Here is a 15,892-nt window from a genome sequence, read left to right as displayed (position 1 = left end):
CGTGGCCTCAGACGGTGAGGCCGGCGAGGTTCATGAGCAGGCGGAAGACCAGGGCCACGGCGCCCAGCGCCAGCACGCTTGCCGTCCAGATCAGGATCAGCCAGCCGATCCGCTTCGGCCAGGAGGTCTCGGCCGGCGCCATCAGTGATAACCCTCGCCCGGCTTCACCTTGCCGCGGAACACGTAATAGGACCAGGCGGTGTAGGCGAGGATCACGGGGATGATGAACAGCGCGCCGACCAGCGCGAAGCCCATGCTTTGCGGCGGTGCCGCCGCCTCGCGGAGAGAAATGTCGGGCGGGACGATGTTGGGCCAGAGGCTGATGCCGAGCCCGCTATAGCCGAGGAAGAGCAGGAACAGCGCCAGCACGAAGGGCGCGACATGTGGATTGGCGTCGAGCACGCGCAGCATCGCCCAGCCGCTGGCCAGGACCAGCACCGGCACCGGCGAGAAGAGGACGATGTTGGGGAAGCTGAACCAGCGTTCCGCGATGTCGGGATGGGCAAAGGGCGTCCACAGGCTGACGATGCCGATGACGGCCAGGAGAGCGAACGTCACCGGCCGTGCCAGCGCGACCATGCGCTGGTGGAGCGGACCTTCCGTCTTGATGATCAGCCAGGTGCAGCCGAGCAGGGCATAGGCGACGACGAGGCCGAGCCCGGTGAACAGGCTGAACGGCGTGATCCAGTCGAGCGCTCTTCCGGCATAGGCGCCGTCCTCGACCGGGAAACCGTTGAGGAAGGCGCCGAGCGACACACCCTGGAAGAAGGTCGCGACATAGGACCCGCCGGCGAAGGCCCGGTCCCAGAACGCCCTGTGGTGCGGGTCAGCCTTGAAGCGGAACTCGAAGGCCACCCCGCGCCAGATCAACCCCAGCAACATCAGCACCAGCGGCAGATAGAGCGCGCTGAGGATGATCGCATAGGCGAGCGGGAAGGCCGCCATCAGCGCGGCCCCGCCCAGCACCAGCCAGGTCTCGTTGCCGTCCCACACGGGTGCGACGGTGTTGACCATCACGTCGCGTTGCTCGCGGTCGCGCACGAAGGGGAACAGGATACCGATGCCGAGATCGAACCCGTCCATCACCACATACATCATCAGGCCGAAGGCGATGATGACGGCCCAGACAACCGGAAGATCGATGCCCATGGCTAGAGCCCTTTCCTGTCTTCGTGAGCCGGAGCGAGGGGGTCCATCCGGCCATGCGCGGCCGACAACGGGCGGGCCGGCCGTCCGGCGAAGCCTTCGCCTTCGGCATGCTCCTCACCCTCATCTTCGGGTCCCTTGGCGACCAGCTTCAGCATGTAACGCGTGCCGATGCCGAATACGATGAGATAGACCACGACGAAGGTGACAAGCGTTGCGCTCATCGCCAGCGCGGAATGGTTCGACACCGCGTCGGCCGTGCGCATCACGCCATAGACGACCCAGGGCTGGCGGCCGATCTCGGTCGTGTACCATCCCGCGAGGATGGCGATCAGGCCGGCCGGTCCCATCCATGTCGCGAAGCGCAGGAAAAGCCTGGTGTCGAAAAGGCGGTCCCGCCAGCGAAGCCACAGGCCGAGCGCGCCAAGCAACAGCATGAGCAGGCCCAGCCCGACCATGATGCGGAAGCTCCAGAACACGACGGTCGAGTTCGGCCTGTCTTCGGGTGCGAACTCCTTGAGGCCCGGGAACTGGCCGTTCCACCGGTGGGTGAGGATCAGGCTGCCGAGATGCGGGATTTGCACCGCATAGCGCGTCTCCTCGGCCTCCATGTCGGGCCATCCGAAAAGGATGAGCGGAACCGCCTCCCCCGGCTTGTTCTCCCAATGGCCCTCGAGGGCTGCGATCTTGGCCGGCTGATGCTTGAGCGTGTTGAGGCCGTGCTGGTCGCCGATCAGGATCTGGACCGGCGCCGACACCAGCACCATCCACATCGCCATGGACAGCATGGTGCGCACGCGCCTGTTGTCGTTGCCGCGCAGCAGATGCCAGGCGCCCGCGGCGCCGACGAACAGCGCCGTAGAAAGATAGGCCGCAATCGTCATGTGGGCGAGGCGGTAGGGGAAGGAGGGGTTGAAGATCACCTCGATCCAGTTCACGGGCACGACCACGCCGTCGACGATCTCGAAGCCCTGCGGGGTCTGCATCCAGCTGTTGGAGGCAAGGATCCAGGTTGCCGAGATCAGCGTGCCGAGCGCCACCATGACGGTGGAGAAGAAATGCAGGCCCGGCCCGACCCGGTTCCAGCCGAACAGCATGACGCCCAGGAAGCCCGCCTCCAGGAAAAAAGCGGTCAGGACCTCATAGGCGAGCAGCGGCCCGGTCACGCTGCCGGCGAAGGCCGAGAAGTAACTCCAGTTGGTGCCGAACTGATAGGCCATCACCAGGCCGGACACGACGCCCATGGCGAAGTTCACGGCGAAGATCTTCGACCAGAAATGGTAGAGGTCGCGATAGACGCGGTCGCGCTTCCAGAGCCACAGGCCTTCCAGCACCGCGAGATAGCTCGCCAGTCCGATCGTGATGGCGGGGAATATGATGTGAAAGGAGATGGTGAAGCCGAACTGGATCCGGGCCAGTTCCAGGGCTGTCAGGCCGAACATCGGGGACCCCTCTCGCAGGCGCGATGGTCTGTCGCGCGTCTGTTGAACGATACCGAATATGCGCCGCCCGTTCGCTGGGGATGAGCGCGCCGTGAACAGTGCCCTATCTTGGCCGCCGAGTTGCGAAATGTCGACGCGCTTGCGCGCGATGATCGCAGCCCGAGGGGCGTCAGCTTGATCGGCGATTCCATACAACTCACCAATTCTGCGAAATTGATCGGAGTGTATGCAAATTATATGTCCCCGGCCTCCGGTCGGCAAGAGTGGGTGCCCCGGACGGAATGTCGCGCCCCGGTTGCGGCTTCTCTCGCGCGGCGGGCGGATAGTCTCGCCGCTCCGGCGCGCCGCATAGGCGACAAGACCGCGCATCGTAAGCCTGACAACAGGCGGGAGCGGCCGCTGCAGGCGTATGATATGCCCCGGATAAGGTGCAATTCTGGACGCCTCGCGACCGCCTTGCCGTCTCCGGTCATCCCTGATGAGGCAATTTGAAGCAAGCGGGTTTCCCGCCGTAACATGTCGGGGAGCCGAAGAACTGGCCGGCTCCGCTTCCAGGGCTCGTTGCGCGTTGGCCGGCTGGTGGACGAGGGCAAGATGGCGCCGGAGATGATCTCGATCGTGAAGCGCAACAATTGCGGCAAGGCGCTGGACATTGCGCGCCAGGCTCGCGATATGCATGGCGGCAACGGCATCCAGATCGGCTACCACGTGATGCGGCACGCGCAGGACCTGGAGACGGTCAACATCTACGAAGGCACCCACGACGTGCACGCCCTCATCCTCGGCCGCGCCCAGACGGGATTGCAGGCGTTCTTCTGAGGCCGCGCGTCCTCGGCGCGCCAGCATTCAAGCCCGCCGCCCGACCTTCGGGCGGTCCATCGACGAAGCAAGGAAACGAGACGACATGACCTCCTTCTCCTATCCAGATACCCAGCTGCTGATCGACGGCGTGTGGCGCGCCGGTGCCGAAGGCAAGACGATCCCGGTCATCGACCCGGCGACCGGCGAGACCATCGGCACCGTCGCGCATGCGACCGGACCCGATCTCGACGCCGCGCTCGCGGCCGCCGAACGCGGCTTCCGGACATGGAGCGCCATGTCGGCCTTCGAGCGGTCCAAGATCATGCGCAAGGCAGCGGAGCTCCTGCGCGAGCGCCGCGACCGGATCGCCTGGACCATGACGCGCGAACAGGGCAAGCCGCTCGCCGAAGCGACGATGGAGACGCTCGGCGGCGCCGACACGATCGATTGGTTCGCCGAAGAAGCGCGCAGGACCTATGGCCGCCTCATCCCGGCGCGCGCCGCCGGCGTGACGCAGCTTGCCGTGAAGCGCCCGATCGGCCCGGTCGCGGCCTTCACGCCCTGGAACTTCCCGATCAACCAGGTGGTGCGCAAGCTCTCGGCGGCGCTCGCCGCCGGCTGCTCGATCATCGTCAAGGCACCGGAAGAGACCCCGGCCTCGCCGTCCGAGCTGATCCGCGCCTTCGCCGATGCCGGCGTGCCGGCCGGTGTGATCAACCTCGTCTACGGCGTGCCCGCCGAGATTTCGGAATATCTCGTCCCGCATCCGGTGATCCGCAAAATCTCCTTCACCGGCTCCACCCCGGTAGGCAAGCACCTCGCGTCGCTGGCCGGCCGGCACATGAAGCCCGCGACCATGGAACTCGGCGGCCATGCCCCGGCGATCGTTTTCGACGACGCCGATCTCGGCGCCGCGGTGAAGGTGCTGTCGGCCTCGAAATTCCGCAATGCCGGGCAGGTCTGCGTTTCTCCGACCCGCTTCCTCGTCCAGAACGGGTCGTTCGACGGCTTCGTTTCCGGCTTCACTTCCGCGGCACGCGCCATCAAGGTCGGCAACGGCCTGGAAGAGGGCGTGCAGATGGGGCCGCTCGCCAACGAGCGCCGCATCCCGGCGCTCGAGGCCCTCATCGGCGACGCCGTCGACCGCGGTGCGACGCTGGTGACGGGCGGCCGCCGCATCGGCAACAAGGGCAATTTCTTCGAGCCGACCGTGCTCACCAATGTCCCGACCGATGCGCGCGTCATGAACGAGGAGCCGTTCGGCCCGCTCGCCATCATCAACCGCTTCGACGGGCTGGAGGATGCGATCGAGGAGGCCAACCGCCTGCCGTTCGGCCTCGCCTCCTACGCCTTCGCCGGCTCGGCCGCCGTGTCGGAAGAGCTCGGCCGCCGCATCGAGGCCGGCATGACCACGATCAACCACAACGGCCTCGCTTTGCCTGAAGTGCCGTTCGGCGGCATAAAGGATTCCGGCTACGGCTCGGAAGGCGGCGCCGAGGCGATCGAGCCCTATCTGGTCTCGAAACTCGTCAGCACCATGCATCGCCTTTGATCTGATCGGTATCAAGCCGGCTAAATCAGGCGCTTCCGCCGCGCGGCAGGAGCGCCTTTTTCGCGAAGCCACGGTGGCTCACAGCGAGATGCTGATCCCGCCGTCGACATAAAGCGTGTGGCCGTTGGCGAAGCTCGACGGGGACCTCGCGCCAGCGCCTGGCCGGAGTGCGCTTGGTCAGCCAATCCCAGAACTCCGGATCGTCACGAGGGCCTGGTTGGTAAAGGTCACGCGTCCATTGGGATCGAATCTCGGGCCGGGTCAAAGCCCGCGCCGCCGCATGGCGTCGGCGCGTATCTCCGACGGCGTCGTGCCGTAGCGTCGGCGGAAGCAGCGGTTGAAGTGAGAGAGGTCGCAGAAACCCGCCTCATAGGCGATTGCCGACATCCGGCTGTCGCGCGGTTCGGCCTGACGCAGCAGGTCAAGCGCCAGTTCGAGGCGCCGCTCGAGCAGGTATTCCGAGTAAGTCACGCCCTCGGCCTCGAACAGCCGTTGGATGTAGCGGGGTGTGACGCCGTGGCTTCGCGCAATTGCGCCGATGTTGAGGTCGGGATCGCGCAGGCGCGCCTCGATCTCCTTCTTGACCAGTTCCAGCCGCGCGGCGCGAATGCTGTGCTCGTTGCGGTCCGTGCCGCCTTTGACGAAGCCGCCGAGCACCAGCGCGATCAGTTCGTTGAGATGGTTGTTGGCGGCCTGGGCGAGGGCTTCGTTCTCCGGCGGATATTGCCGCAGGAGGTCCGAATATGCGGTGAAAAGGGCCATGCCCGGGGCGTCTCGTGGGATGTGATAAAAAGGGCTCATGTCGATGCGGGGGATGCGGTTGGCGAGGCCCGGCCATGCGACGGCGACCACCTTCACCTCGGTGGCCGGCAGCCGGAATTCCGAGTCGATGGCGTCGCTCACCAGGGTGAGATCGCCGGGCTCCGGCTTGATGGTCGGCTTCCCGGCGGCGGAGAACTCGTGCGTGGCGTCGTGGATCGTCAGGAGATAGCCCTCCCGGCCATCCGAGAGCAGGTCATGCGAGCGCATGCCGACGATCGGCGTGTAGCGGGCCGCCCCGACGACCGTCTGTCCGTGCAGCGTCAGCGCCGCAAGATCGATCCGGAAGTCGTCGTCGAGCGGTTTGAACCGCCGGCCGGCAACCCGCTGCGAGACGAACTCATGGATGAAAGCGAGCTTCTTTTGCCGAGGAAGGTCGCTGGAGGAGATGCGTTGCATGGACGTCCTGGACTTGCGGCTTGTCTTCCGCGGCGGCCTGTCTCTGAAGGGTGCCGGGGAATCGCGATCGCGAACTTTGATCGAGCAATGTATCCAACCTGTGTCGCCGCGTTCGCGGCCTTGAAACATGAATTACTTTAAGTCGAAAGGTTTTCGATCGGTACCCGTGCTCGGCGGGAGCCCAAAGAATATTTGAAACTCGAAGGTGAAGTGAAAAAACACACTCCAAGAGAAAAATATAGTGGATTCAAAGCATGGTTAAGATAAGGTTGTGCAACAGATCCGGGTCCATTGGCAGACCTGGGGGCCAGCTGAAGACAGGCAAGGTACAGGGTCCTGTCCGATAGCCAGGCCGAGGCCATGGAGGCTGCGATGCGTCTTGTTGCGGTCGCGCTTGTCGTCCTGTTGCCGATGGGAACGGCCCGCGCGGACATTGTTCCGTCGGGCGAAAGCTGGACCGTGGTGCCCGAATTCGCCAAGGATGACGACGCACGCCTGTCGATCAGCGGCGCTGCCTGCGTCGCAGGGCGTTGTCTCGCCGTAAATGACGAGAAGAAATACGCGCAATTCTTCGATCTCGGCCACGACACGATCGTGCCGACCGAGGTCATCAGGCTGCTTCCCGGCACAATCGGCGGCGTCGAGATGAAGGAGCTGGATGCCGAGGGCGCGGCCTATGTGCCGGCAACGGCAATGGATCCGAACGGCCATTTCTATGTTGTGGGATCCCATGGACTCGGGCGGCAGGGCGCGCTCCGGCTCTCCGCATTCTTCCTGGTGCGGTTTCCGGTCGATCCGCACAGCGGGCGCCCGACATTCCATTTCGACGACGACACGCCGGCCGCCGAAATCCAGCGAACCGATCTGTTGCGGGAGACCCTGAAGGCTGAATTCGCCGACCATGCGGAGAAGCCGCTCGACGAGAACGGCGTTACGATCGAGGGGATCGCATTCCTGAATGGCGACATGCTGCTCGGCCTGCGGGGACCTTCGATCGACGGCGAGGCTTTCGTGATGCGGGTGGCGGCCGCGGACCTGTTCGGAACCACGCCGCCGCCAGCGACCGTCGATCCGCTGCCGCTCGGCGATTGCGTCGGCATTCGCGATCTCGCCGCGGTCTCCGGTGGCGTTCTCGTCCTTGCAGGCCGAAGCGACGACGACAGAAACCCGACCTGCGAGGATCCGCCCTCGCCTTCGGTCTGGTTCTGGACCGGCAAGCCCGGCGAGGCACCGACCGCCCTCGGCGCCCTTCCGGGGCTCGGCCCCGACGACAAGGCGGAGGTTCTGCTGACGCTGCAGGATGAGGGACCTGCCTATCGCTTCCTCGTCCTGTTCGACGGCAAGATGAATGGCGGCCCGATGGAATTCAGCGCCGACCCGCCTTGAATGTCGTCAGGTGCGGCGGCCTATCGGTAACCTGTCGCGTCCGCCGGCTTGCCCGCATCCTGGACCTCGACCACATAGCGCCAGGCGTCGGGCCGCGACCCGTCGAGATCCGTGAAGCCGTAGACCTGGGCCAGCCCGCCGCTGGACAGCGACTGGCCGTTCCACCGCGCCCGATCCGGATCGGCGGCGAGTGCTGCGACCGCGCGTCCGACGAAGCGCGGCGTTTCCGAGACCACGAAATGCGGAACCTTGGCGGTGGCATCGCGCCAGTTCTTCTCTTCGACGCCGTAATACCCCAGCATCATCTCCGAACGGAGCCAGCCGGGTGTGATCGATACCGAGGTCGCGCCATGCGGGGCGAGGTCCTTGGCATGCGCCCAGCCCATGCGGTTCACCGCAACCTTGGCAAGATCGTAGAAAGGCGAGAGGCGGTAGTGCTCTGCATTGTAGGCGGCGGTGCCGTCGGTCACCTCGACCAGCAGGCCGCCCGGCCGCTCGATCATCAGCGGCAATGCGTGATGCGCGGTGATCAGATGCGTGTCGATACCGAGCCGCAGCATCCTGAGTCCGTTCTCCAGATTGTGTTCCCAGACCGGCTTGTTCCATTCGAACAGCGTCTCGCCGCCCCAGATGTCGTTGACGAGGATGTCGAGCCGGTGCTGCTCGGCGCGGATGCGCGCGACCAGCTCACGCACCTCTTCGACGACAAGATGGTCGACACGGATCGCGATGCCCTTGCCGCCGGCCGCCGAGACGAGTTCGGCCGTCTCCTCGATCGTCTCGGGCCGGGCATATTCGGATTGCCGGTGGCGCGTCGTGCGACCGGTCACATAGACGGTGGCGCCGGCAGCACCCAACTCGACCGCGATGCCGCGTCCGGCGCCGCGGGTAGCACCCGCGACGAGAGCGATTTTTCCCTGCAGAGTCATCGGAATTCTCCTGGTTGAGCTCGCAAACAGGCTGGCGTCCGCCAGTCAGATCGGATATATAAATGATTATTCGGTTATAAATTGATGTCAAGATGCCCCGTCCGAAGACACTTCCCGACAGAGACGTCCTGGAGGCCGCGCTGAAGATCATTCATGGCGGCGGGCCTGAAGCGCTCACCTTCGCCAGCCTGGCCAAGGCCTGCGGCCTTTCCGCCGCCACGCTGGTCCAGCGCTTCGGCAGCAAGGAGGATCTGAAGCGCGCAGCGCTGTTGCATGCCTGGGACAAACTCGACGGCGAGACCGCCCGGCTTGCCACGGCGCTGCCGAAGACGCCGGCCGGCGCGGTCCGGCTGCTGGTCGGACTGTCGGGAAACTATGGCGGCATCGAGGCCTATGCCGAGGGCCTGCTGGTGCTTCGCGAGGACCTGCGCGATCCGGTCCTGCGGGCGCGCGGCGCGGCATGGAAGGCGGTCCTCACCGGGGCGCTCGACGACTGTTTCGCTGATATCCCTTCCGCCCCGTCAGACGTCGGCCTCATGATGGCCTCGGTATGGCAGGGAGCCCTCTTGTGGTGGGGCTTCGATCCGAAGGTCGACGTTGCCGCCTTCGTCGAGGAGAGCCTCGATCGTTTCGTTGCGGCGCTTGCTCTTTCTGAGCCTGCGACGGCGGCATAAGGTTCCCGCAGAATATGGCCGCCCTCACTGGTCATGGCTGATAGCGAGGCTTGCACCGACCAGAGCGTTCAATGTCGCAGGTCGCGGAAGCAATCGTGCAAAAGCGCGTCGAAAGCATTGTTCCTGGCGGCCTTTGGAATCGGCCCGGAAATCGAGGACGGAGGGAATTCGCGCGACCTTTTCGGCGCTGTAGCGGGTCTTTCTCGCGGGATACATCGAAGATCTCCCGGCGCGTGGCGGCCGGCCGTCACCGGCCGCCCGCGGCATATCACTTCGTCGTGTAGCCGCCGTTGACCAGGATGGTCTGGCCGGTCATCCACCAGCCCTCCGACACCATGAAGCGGATATAGGGAACGATGTCCTCGATATCCGTGAGACCGGTCTTCGAGAAGTTCGACAGCGCGGCGGCCGTCTTGTGGTAGGCCACGGCGTCGGCGCCTTCGGCCGGATAGAAGAACGGCGTGTCCATCGGCCCAGGGCCGATCGCGGTCACCGATATGCCGCGCTCGCCGAATTCCTTGGAGGCGGCGCGGGTGAAATGCTCGACCGGTGCCTTGGTGCCGGCGTAGGACGAATAGAAGGGCGTGAATGCGCCGAGCAGCGACGTCACCAGCGTGCAGATCTTGCCGTTGTCCCTGACGTGCCTGCCTGCCTGCTTGAGGAAGAAGAACGCAGCCTTGGCGTTCACCGCGCTCATCTCGTCATATTCGGCTTCGGATATGTCGACGATCGGCTTCTTCAGGACCTTGCCGACCGTGTTGATGGCGATGTCGGGCCGGCCGACGGCGGCGACGGCATCCGCAAACAGCTTCTCCATGGCGTCGGCGGTGGTGAGGTCGGCCTGGAAGGCGACACCTTCCGCGCCGGCGGATTTGATCGCGGCCACGGTCGCCTCGGCATCGGCTTTCGCGCCGGGGCTGTTGTAGTGGATCGCGATCGCCTTGGCGCCGTGTGCCGCGAGGTCGCGGGCGATAAGCCCGCCGAGATTCTTCGCGCCGCCGGCGATGATGACTGTCTTGCCCCTGATGCTGTGGTCGGCCATGGCCTCGGCTTCCTTTCGGGTGATGCGGCGGCGCCATGCAGCCGCTTCAATAAAGGAACGATACCGTCTAGGATTTCACGATAAAGCTGGCCAGTCGGACAGGACTTGTCAGTCTGGACGAACAATTGGAGGTCGTCTTGGACCGTATTGACCGGTTTCGCATCTTCACCCGCGTCATCGAATGCTCGAGTTTCACGCGCGCGGCCGACACGCTCGGGCTCCCCCGTTCCTCAGTGTCGGCTGCGGTGCAGGACCTCGAAGGCCAGGTCGGGACACGACTCCTCCACCGCACGACCCGCAAGGTCTCGCCGACGCAGGACGGCGCCGCCTTCTATGAGCGCTGCCAGCGACTGATCGAGGATGTCGAGGAGACCGAGAGCCTCTTCCGGCAGACGACTTCGCGGCCATCGGGCAAGCTGCGGGTGGATGTGCCGGGGCGCGTCGGCCGCCTGATCGTCGCTCCCGCCCTGTCGCAATTTCTCGACCGCTATCCGGAAATCGATGTCGATCTCGGCCTCGGCGACCGGCCGGTCGATCTCGTCGAAGGCAGCGTGGATTGCGTACTGCGTGTGGGGCCGCTTGCCGATTCCGGGCTTATCGCGCGCACCATCGGCGAACTGCCGCTGATCAATGTCGCCAGCGCGGCCTATCTGGAGCGTCATGGCGTTCCGGAGCGCCCGACAGATCTGGACGCTCATTGGGCAGTCAACTACGCCTCGCCGGCGAGCGGGCGTGTCGAGCAGTGGGAGTGGCTCGAGAGCGGCATCCGGCGCTCGGTCCCGATGCGCGCCCGCGTCAGCGTCAACAGCGCGGAAGCCTATATCGCCTGCTGCCTGGCGGGCCTCGGCCTGATCCAGATTCCCGCCTATGACGTCAGGCGCCACCTCGAAGCCGGCGAACTCGTCGAGGTCATGCCCGCGTGGCGCGCGGCGTCGATGCCGATGACACTCCTCTACCCCCATCGCCGGCACCTTTCACGCCGGCTTCAGCTTTTCGCGGATTGGCTCGAGACCCTGATGAAGGCGGCCGTCCAGTGAGGGCCGTCGAGATCCGGGTGACGAAGAGCCGATCGGCTTTCGACGCAAGCGCCTGTTCGCGGCGGCGAGGGCGGCCAGCATTTGAAGTGCGAAGCGCGCTCGGCACCGCAGGTGAGAATGCCAGGCAACAGCTCGCGAAGCTCGCCGATATCAGGACGCGCGAAGGCTATATGGCGGAGTATCGCGAGCCGAGGACGGCGAAGGCTGGCTGCTGATCGAAAATCACCGTCCGATCTGCGCGGCGGCCAGCGTCTGCCAGGGGTTTCTGCCGGTCGGCCATCTTCCGCGAAATGCTGGGGCCCGATTGCGCCATTGAACGGACGGAGCACATCATCCACGGCGCGCGTCGCTGCGCCTATCGCATCCGCTCCGAGATCGGCTGAGACCCGGCTTGCCGCGAGCGCGAACAACCACGCCTCGCCGACGCAAGCCGGTCCGGCATCAACGGAGGCCTGATTTCGCTCGGCCTGGCGTCGCAAAAGTGTGGAAGACGAAAAGGCTGGTTTCAATGGCTGCGGGCGAATATGCCTGACCGTACCGCCTGACCTTTCCGCCGACCACGCGGTCGTTCAGGCGATCGCGCGGAAACCAACGGCAAAGGACGCCCAATGAAACTCGGCTTCATCGGTACAGGCGCGCTGACATCCGCGATCGTCGCAGGCCTAAAATCCGTCGCGGACAATTCCGTCACAATTCTCCTGTCGCCTCGCAACGAAGAAATCGCCGCCGGCCTGGCGTCCCGCTATCCTGACGTGCGCGTCGCAACCGACAACCAGGCGGTCCTCGACGATTGCGATACCGTCATGCTCGCTGTCCGGCCCCAGATCGCGCATGCGGTGCTCCGGGAGTTGCGGTTCCGTCGCGGCCATCACGTCGTCAGCCTGATCGCCACGCTCTCCCGCGAGGACGTCGCGGCCCTGATCGCTCCCGCGGAGCATGTGACGAAGGCGCTTCCCATGCCCATGGTGGCGCACAGGCAGGGACCGACGATCGTTTTTCCGCCGGACCCGGCCGCAGCGAAACTGTTCGGCAGGCTGGGTAAGGTGATCGAGGTCGAGGACGCGGGCGAGTTCGACGCCCTCGCCGTCGCCACCGCGACATTTGCCAGCTACTTCAAATTTCTCGACACAATCCACGGATGGCTGGAGGGCCACGGCGTGGCGGACTCCAAGGCGCGGGATTATGTGGCCAGCCTTTTCAAAGCTTTGGCGCACGCCCCCGAAACCACACCGCATGCGGGCTTCATGGACCTGGCGGGAGAATATGCGACGCGCGGGGGCATCAACGAGCAGGTCCTGCGCGAACTCACGGCCCGGAACCTGTTCGATGCATTTGCGGAAAGCCTGGACGGGGTGCACAGGCGCATCTCGGGATGCTGAGTCGCATTGTTGCGGCCCGCGAGACAGGCGGCTACGGCGGCACTGGCTGGACCGACCGCTGCGGCCGCCGGGACGGATGGACGGCACATCGCAGTGGTGCGCCGCCGTCCGGCCTCGAGCTCAAGCGACCGCGACGCGTTCGATCCAGGCGAGCAATCCCGGTGCGCCCGGCGCCTTGACGATCATCGGGTGCCGCCCGCTCCGGGCGCCGGGAAACCGGGGGGGCCTTCATTCGTGAGACAGATCGTGACCTTCGCCAGCTGGATCGCCGGTGTCCGACCGGCGCGGCAGCCGAGGGGCTATCTCAGCAGTTTCAGAGAGCCGGTGAGCGATTTCACCCATTTGGCCGGGCCGGCAATGCCGAGCCCGTCGATCGCCTCTTCTTCGAGGTTCCGTCCAGGAAAGGTCGCCTCGTAGTCGGCGTAGTCATGGAGCGATCTTGCGAAAGACGGGAACGGAACGACCGCCCGCTCCTCTGGCCACGCGAGCGCCTTCAGCATCAGCGTCCTGATGGTGGCCGGATCGGCCTGGAGGATCGGGACGGGCCGATTCGAGCTGATGTCGATCGTGTTCTGCCTTTTGTCGGTCAGCCGGCAAGCTCCGAGCACCGGTAGCGCGGCGCCGATGCCTACCGAAATCGCCGCTACCGTGTTGGACAGGATACCAAGCGGAAGGTCGGGATTGACGACGACGGCGAGGCGGATGTCTTGAAGCATGGTGTTCCAGCTGACCCCGAATGTTTCCGGGGAAACTACATCCGATCATGGGGACAATCATACCTTTATCTCCCCATGAGACGGCTGGCGCGGTAGAGGTTTCCGAGAAGCAATGATCGTGAGGTAGAACATGCCGATTTCGCTGGAGCCCGCCGATATCCGCATTCTGACCGCGCTTCAACGGGACGGCCGTCTGACCAACCAGGCGCTCGCCGGCGAGGTGGGGCTTTCGACGTCCCCTTGCTGGCGGCGCGTCCGGCAGTTCGAGGAAAGCGGTGTCATCCACAGTTACATGGCCGTTCTCGACCGCAGGAAGATCGGCCTCGGCGTCCTGGCCTTCATCAGGGTGAAGATCGACAGCCACAGCGAGACGGAAGCAGAGGCGTTCGCGCGCGATGTCATGGGTCTCGACGAAGTCGTCGCCTGCTACAGCATCGCGGGCGACGCCGACTTCCTCTTGCAGGTCGTCTCACGCGACCTCGACACCTATGCGGATTTCGCGATGAAGGTCGTCCGACGGCTGCCGCGCATCAAGGAAATGCAGACGACCTTCGTGCTGAAGGAGGTCAAGCCGTTCCGAGGTTTTCCGATCGGGAACGCCGGCTGAAGGTCAGCATGCTGCCGCCTGCGCCTGCCGGTGGCAGGCGAAAACTGGTCCGGTTCGGCGCCTGGGGCTCTTGTTCCGTAGCTGTGGCACCGCCATATGAACCGGGCGAAACCATTCGACCGGCCTGAGGATATCGCCTATGCCGGTCGCCAGGTATCGAAAGGAATCATACGAGGAAGGGGCCGAACGCGTGAACCAGCTTCGCCTGCAGCGGAGGCTAGCGGCCATTCTGATGGCCGACATTGTCGGCTACAGCCGCATGATGCGCGCTGATGAAGCCGCGACCTTGGCGCGGCTGACGCATCTGCAGCGCGACATCATCAACCCTCGCCTGCCCGAGTTCGGCGGCCGGCTCGTGAAGTCGACCGGGGACGGTTTTCTCGCCGAGTTCCACTCGGCCGTGGACGCGGTACAGTACGCCGTCGATGTACAGCGCGAGATCGCCGCGAATGGCGGCGGCCCGGACGGCGAGCGTATGTACCTTCGCATAGGCATCAATGTCGGCGACGTGGTGGTCGAGGGCGACGACCTCTTCGGCGACGGGGTGAATGTCGCGGCGCGCATTGAAGGCATTGCCCAGCCGGGCGGCATCTGCATCTCGGCGACCGTCTACGACCAGGTGAAAGACAAGCTCGACCTCGACTTCGAGGATGGCGGCCTGCGCGAGGTAAAGAACCTGGCCGAGCCGGTGAGAACCTTCAGCGTCCGTTTCGGCGAGCCTGTCACCGGTGGCGAAGCGGAAGTCGCCGTCCGGCCGGCACGGCAGGTAATCGCCGAAGCCCCGTCGATCGCCGTTCTGCCCTTCGACAACATGAGTGGAGACGCCGATCAGGACTACTTCTCCGACGGCATCACCGAGGACATCATCACGGATCTTTCAAAGATCTCTTCACTGATGGTGATCGCACGCAACTCCTCATTCACTTACAAAGGCCGCGCCGTCGACGTGAAACAGGCAGCGCGCGAGCTCGGCGTGCGCCACGTGCTGGAAGGAAGCGTGCGCAAGGCCGGCAACAGGGTACGCGTCACCGCCCAGCTCATCGACGGGCGCACCGGCGCCCACGTCTGGGCCGAACGCTACGATCGCGTGCTGGAGGACATCTTCGCTATACAGGACGAGATCACCATGAGCATCGTCGGCGAGCTGAAGGTGCGTCTCGACCTCAAGGAAAAGGACCGGCTTGGCAGCACGCCCTCCGCCAATGTCGAGGCTTACGACCTGGTGCTGCGTGGTCGGGAGACGATCATGAACAATCTCGACCGGGTGCACATGGAGAGGGCAATGGCGATGTTCGAGCGCGCGCGCGAGATCGACCCGAGGTTCGTCTCCGCCCACGTCGGTCTCGCCTTCTCCAATATCATGGCCTACACCAATGGCTGGTCGGACAGCCCCGACGCCTCGATCGACTGCGCCCTCCAGATGGCCCGCCGGGCTGTCGAGCTCGACGCGAACGATCCGCTCGCCCGCCGGGCGCTTGCGGTGGCGCTGCTCTGGAAGCGCGATATGGAGGCCTGTTGCAAGGAGATAAACCGGGCAACGATGCTGGCGCCCAACGACGCGGAACTGCTGGCTACGCGCGGCAATATTCTGGTCTACATGCATGATCACGACGCCGCCGTCGAGAACCTGGAAAGGGCCGTGCGGCTCGATCCGCGCTATCCGGACATGTGGCTGCATTTCCTCGGCCACGCCTATTTCATGAAGCGCGACTACGAGACGGCGGCGCGTTATCTGCGTGAGCGCATACGGAGGCAGCCGAACACCGATCTTTCGCGCACCTTGCTCGCCTCGGCCTATGGTCATCTCGGCCGCATCGAGGAGGCCCGAAAGCTGTGGGAGGAAGTGCTGGCCGTCAACCCTGGATACTCGCTGGAACAAAAGGCGCGCGTTCTGCCCTACAAGAACCCCTCCGACTGGGACCACTTCGTCGAGGGCCTTGCCAAGGCCGGCCTGCCGAAATAG

At 64.9% G+C, this 15,892-nt stretch carries 14 protein-coding genes and 2 pseudogenes; 8 read left to right on the top strand and 8 right to left on the bottom strand.

Translation table 11 applies throughout. From position 1 onward, the window contains the following. Positions 1-7 precede the first annotated feature (7 nt). From JN302_RS04120 to JN302_RS04110, 3 genes are read right to left on the bottom strand one after another with little or no spacing between them, the layout of a single operon-like run. Complete coding sequence (locus JN302_RS04120) at positions 8-142, bottom strand: DUF2474 domain-containing protein (protein WP_202310231.1); 135 nt, start codon at positions 140-142, stop codon at positions 8-10. Continuing rightward, positions 142-1,149, bottom strand: a complete 1,008-nt coding sequence (gene cydB / locus JN302_RS04115; RefSeq protein WP_202331937.1) for a cytochrome d ubiquinol oxidase subunit II — start codon at positions 1,147-1,149, stop codon at positions 142-144. Before cydB ends, JN302_RS04120 begins: the two co-directional genes overlap by 1 nt. A 2-nt stretch (positions 1,150-1,151) precedes the next feature. Continuing rightward, a complete protein-coding gene (locus tag JN302_RS04110) occupies positions 1,152-2,588 on the bottom strand; it encodes a cytochrome ubiquinol oxidase subunit I (RefSeq protein WP_202331935.1) in 1,437 nt (478 codons plus the stop codon). A gap of 543 nt (positions 2,589-3,131) precedes the next feature. Here JN302_RS04110 and JN302_RS04105 point away from each other — a divergent pair. Then, positions 3,132-3,407: pseudogene (locus JN302_RS04105) on the top strand (acyl-CoA dehydrogenase family protein); the annotation flags it as partial. Positions 3,408-3,492: 85 nt separating this feature from the next. After that, positions 3,493-4,941, top strand: coding sequence for an NAD-dependent succinate-semialdehyde dehydrogenase (locus JN302_RS04100; protein ID WP_202331933.1), 1,449 nt, complete (start codon positions 3,493-3,495; stop codon positions 4,939-4,941). Positions 4,942-5,019: 78 nt separating this feature from the next. On the opposite strand, the pseudogene JN302_RS38910 reads toward JN302_RS04100, so the two are convergent. Then, positions 5,020-5,146: pseudogene (locus JN302_RS38910) on the bottom strand (gluconate 5-dehydrogenase); the annotation flags it as partial. 56 nt (positions 5,147-5,202) lie between these two features. Then, positions 5,203-6,159, bottom strand: coding sequence for a helix-turn-helix transcriptional regulator (locus JN302_RS04095; RefSeq protein ID WP_202331931.1), 957 nt, complete (start codon positions 6,157-6,159; stop codon positions 5,203-5,205). 372 nt (positions 6,160-6,531) lie between these two features. Between JN302_RS04095 and JN302_RS04090 the strand changes: the two genes are divergently transcribed. Then, positions 6,532-7,545 carry a DUF3616 domain-containing protein gene (locus tag JN302_RS04090; protein WP_202331929.1) on the top strand — a complete coding sequence of 338 codons (1,014 nt, stop codon included), beginning with the start codon at positions 6,532-6,534 and terminating at the stop codon, positions 7,543-7,545. Between the two features lie 20 nt (positions 7,546-7,565). On the opposite strand, the gene JN302_RS04085 is transcribed toward JN302_RS04090, so the two are convergent. After that, complete coding sequence (locus tag JN302_RS04085; protein WP_202331927.1) at positions 7,566-8,474, bottom strand: SDR family oxidoreductase; 909 nt, start codon at positions 8,472-8,474, stop codon at positions 7,566-7,568. 92 nt (positions 8,475-8,566) lie between these two features. Here JN302_RS04085 and JN302_RS04080 point away from each other — a divergent pair, with 92 nt between their 5' ends. Further along, positions 8,567-9,148 carry a TetR/AcrR family transcriptional regulator gene (locus JN302_RS04080; protein WP_202331925.1) on the top strand — a complete coding sequence of 194 codons (582 nt, stop codon included), beginning with the start codon at positions 8,567-8,569 and terminating at the stop codon, positions 9,146-9,148. A 268-nt stretch (positions 9,149-9,416) separates the two neighbouring features. Here JN302_RS04080 and JN302_RS04075 read toward each other — a convergent pair whose 3' ends face one another. Continuing rightward, a complete protein-coding gene (locus tag JN302_RS04075) occupies positions 9,417-10,190 on the bottom strand; it encodes an SDR family oxidoreductase (protein ID WP_202331923.1) in 774 nt (257 codons plus the stop codon). 137 nt (positions 10,191-10,327) lie between these two features. On the opposite strand from JN302_RS04075, the gene JN302_RS04070 reads away from it, so the two are divergent. Together JN302_RS04070 and JN302_RS04065 are read left to right on the top strand one after the other, a co-directional pair. Further along, on the top strand, positions 10,328-11,227 hold the full coding sequence (locus JN302_RS04070) for a LysR family transcriptional regulator (RefSeq protein WP_202331921.1): 900 nt from the start codon (positions 10,328-10,330) through the stop codon (positions 11,225-11,227). 608 nt (positions 11,228-11,835) lie between these two features. Then, the gene (locus JN302_RS04065) at positions 11,836-12,606 is read left to right on the top strand and encodes a pyrroline-5-carboxylate reductase (RefSeq protein ID WP_202331919.1); all 771 of its coding nucleotides are present in this window, start codon (positions 11,836-11,838) and stop codon (positions 12,604-12,606) included. A gap of 299 nt (positions 12,607-12,905) precedes the next feature. On the opposite strand, the gene JN302_RS04060 is transcribed toward JN302_RS04065, so the two are convergent. Then, positions 12,906-13,322 carry a DUF2000 domain-containing protein gene (locus JN302_RS04060; RefSeq protein WP_202310220.1) on the bottom strand — a complete coding sequence of 139 codons (417 nt, stop codon included), beginning with the start codon at positions 13,320-13,322 and terminating at the stop codon, positions 12,906-12,908. Between the two features lie 130 nt (positions 13,323-13,452). On the opposite strand from JN302_RS04060, the gene JN302_RS04055 reads away from it, so the two are divergent. Further along, positions 13,453-13,929, top strand: coding sequence for an Lrp/AsnC family transcriptional regulator (locus JN302_RS04055; RefSeq protein WP_202331917.1), 477 nt, complete (start codon positions 13,453-13,455; stop codon positions 13,927-13,929). A gap of 190 nt (positions 13,930-14,119) precedes the next feature. Further along, positions 14,120-15,892, top strand: a complete 1,773-nt coding sequence (locus JN302_RS04050; RefSeq protein ID WP_342215917.1) for an adenylate/guanylate cyclase domain-containing protein — start codon at positions 14,120-14,122, stop codon at positions 15,890-15,892.

The organism is Mesorhizobium sp. L-8-3, from assembly GCF_016756615.1.
Taxonomy (GTDB): domain Bacteria; phylum Pseudomonadota; class Alphaproteobacteria; order Rhizobiales; family Rhizobiaceae.
The sequence above is the reverse complement of the archived record's forward strand: the minus strand, read 5'-3'. Positions and strand labels throughout refer to the sequence as shown.

What these genes read in the sequence shown, in the direction of transcription:
- JN302_RS04065 (WP_202331919.1), top strand. Translation starts at nt 11,836, where the DNA reads ATGAAACTCGGCTTCATCGGTACAGGCGCGCTGACATCCGCGATCGTC.
- JN302_RS04075 (WP_202331923.1), bottom strand. Translation starts at nt 10,190, where the DNA reads ATGGCCGACCACAGCATCAGGGGCAAGACAGTCATCATCGCCGGCGGC.
- JN302_RS04085 (WP_202331927.1), bottom strand. Translation starts at nt 8,474, where the DNA reads ATGACTCTGCAGGGAAAAATCGCTCTCGTCGCGGGTGCTACCCGCGGC.
- cydB (WP_202331937.1), bottom strand. Translation starts at nt 1,149, where the DNA reads ATGGGCATCGATCTTCCGGTTGTCTGGGCCGTCATCATCGCCTTCGGC.
- JN302_RS04080 (WP_202331925.1), top strand. Translation starts at nt 8,567, where the DNA reads ATGCCCCGTCCGAAGACACTTCCCGACAGAGACGTCCTGGAGGCCGCG.
- JN302_RS04090 (WP_202331929.1), top strand. Translation starts at nt 6,532, where the DNA reads ATGCGTCTTGTTGCGGTCGCGCTTGTCGTCCTGTTGCCGATGGGAACG.
- JN302_RS04110 (WP_202331935.1), bottom strand. Translation starts at nt 2,588, where the DNA reads ATGTTCGGCCTGACAGCCCTGGAACTGGCCCGGATCCAGTTCGGCTTC.
- JN302_RS04055 (WP_202331917.1), top strand. Translation starts at nt 13,453, where the DNA reads ATGCCGATTTCGCTGGAGCCCGCCGATATCCGCATTCTGACCGCGCTT.
- JN302_RS04100 (WP_202331933.1), top strand. Translation starts at nt 3,493, where the DNA reads ATGACCTCCTTCTCCTATCCAGATACCCAGCTGCTGATCGACGGCGTG.
- JN302_RS04120 (WP_202310231.1), bottom strand. Translation starts at nt 142, where the DNA reads ATGGCGCCGGCCGAGACCTCCTGGCCGAAGCGGATCGGCTGGCTGATC.
- JN302_RS04060 (WP_202310220.1), bottom strand. Translation starts at nt 13,322, where the DNA reads ATGCTTCAAGACATCCGCCTCGCCGTCGTCGTCAATCCCGACCTTCCG.
- JN302_RS04095 (WP_202331931.1), bottom strand. Translation starts at nt 6,159, where the DNA reads ATGCAACGCATCTCCTCCAGCGACCTTCCTCGGCAAAAGAAGCTCGCT.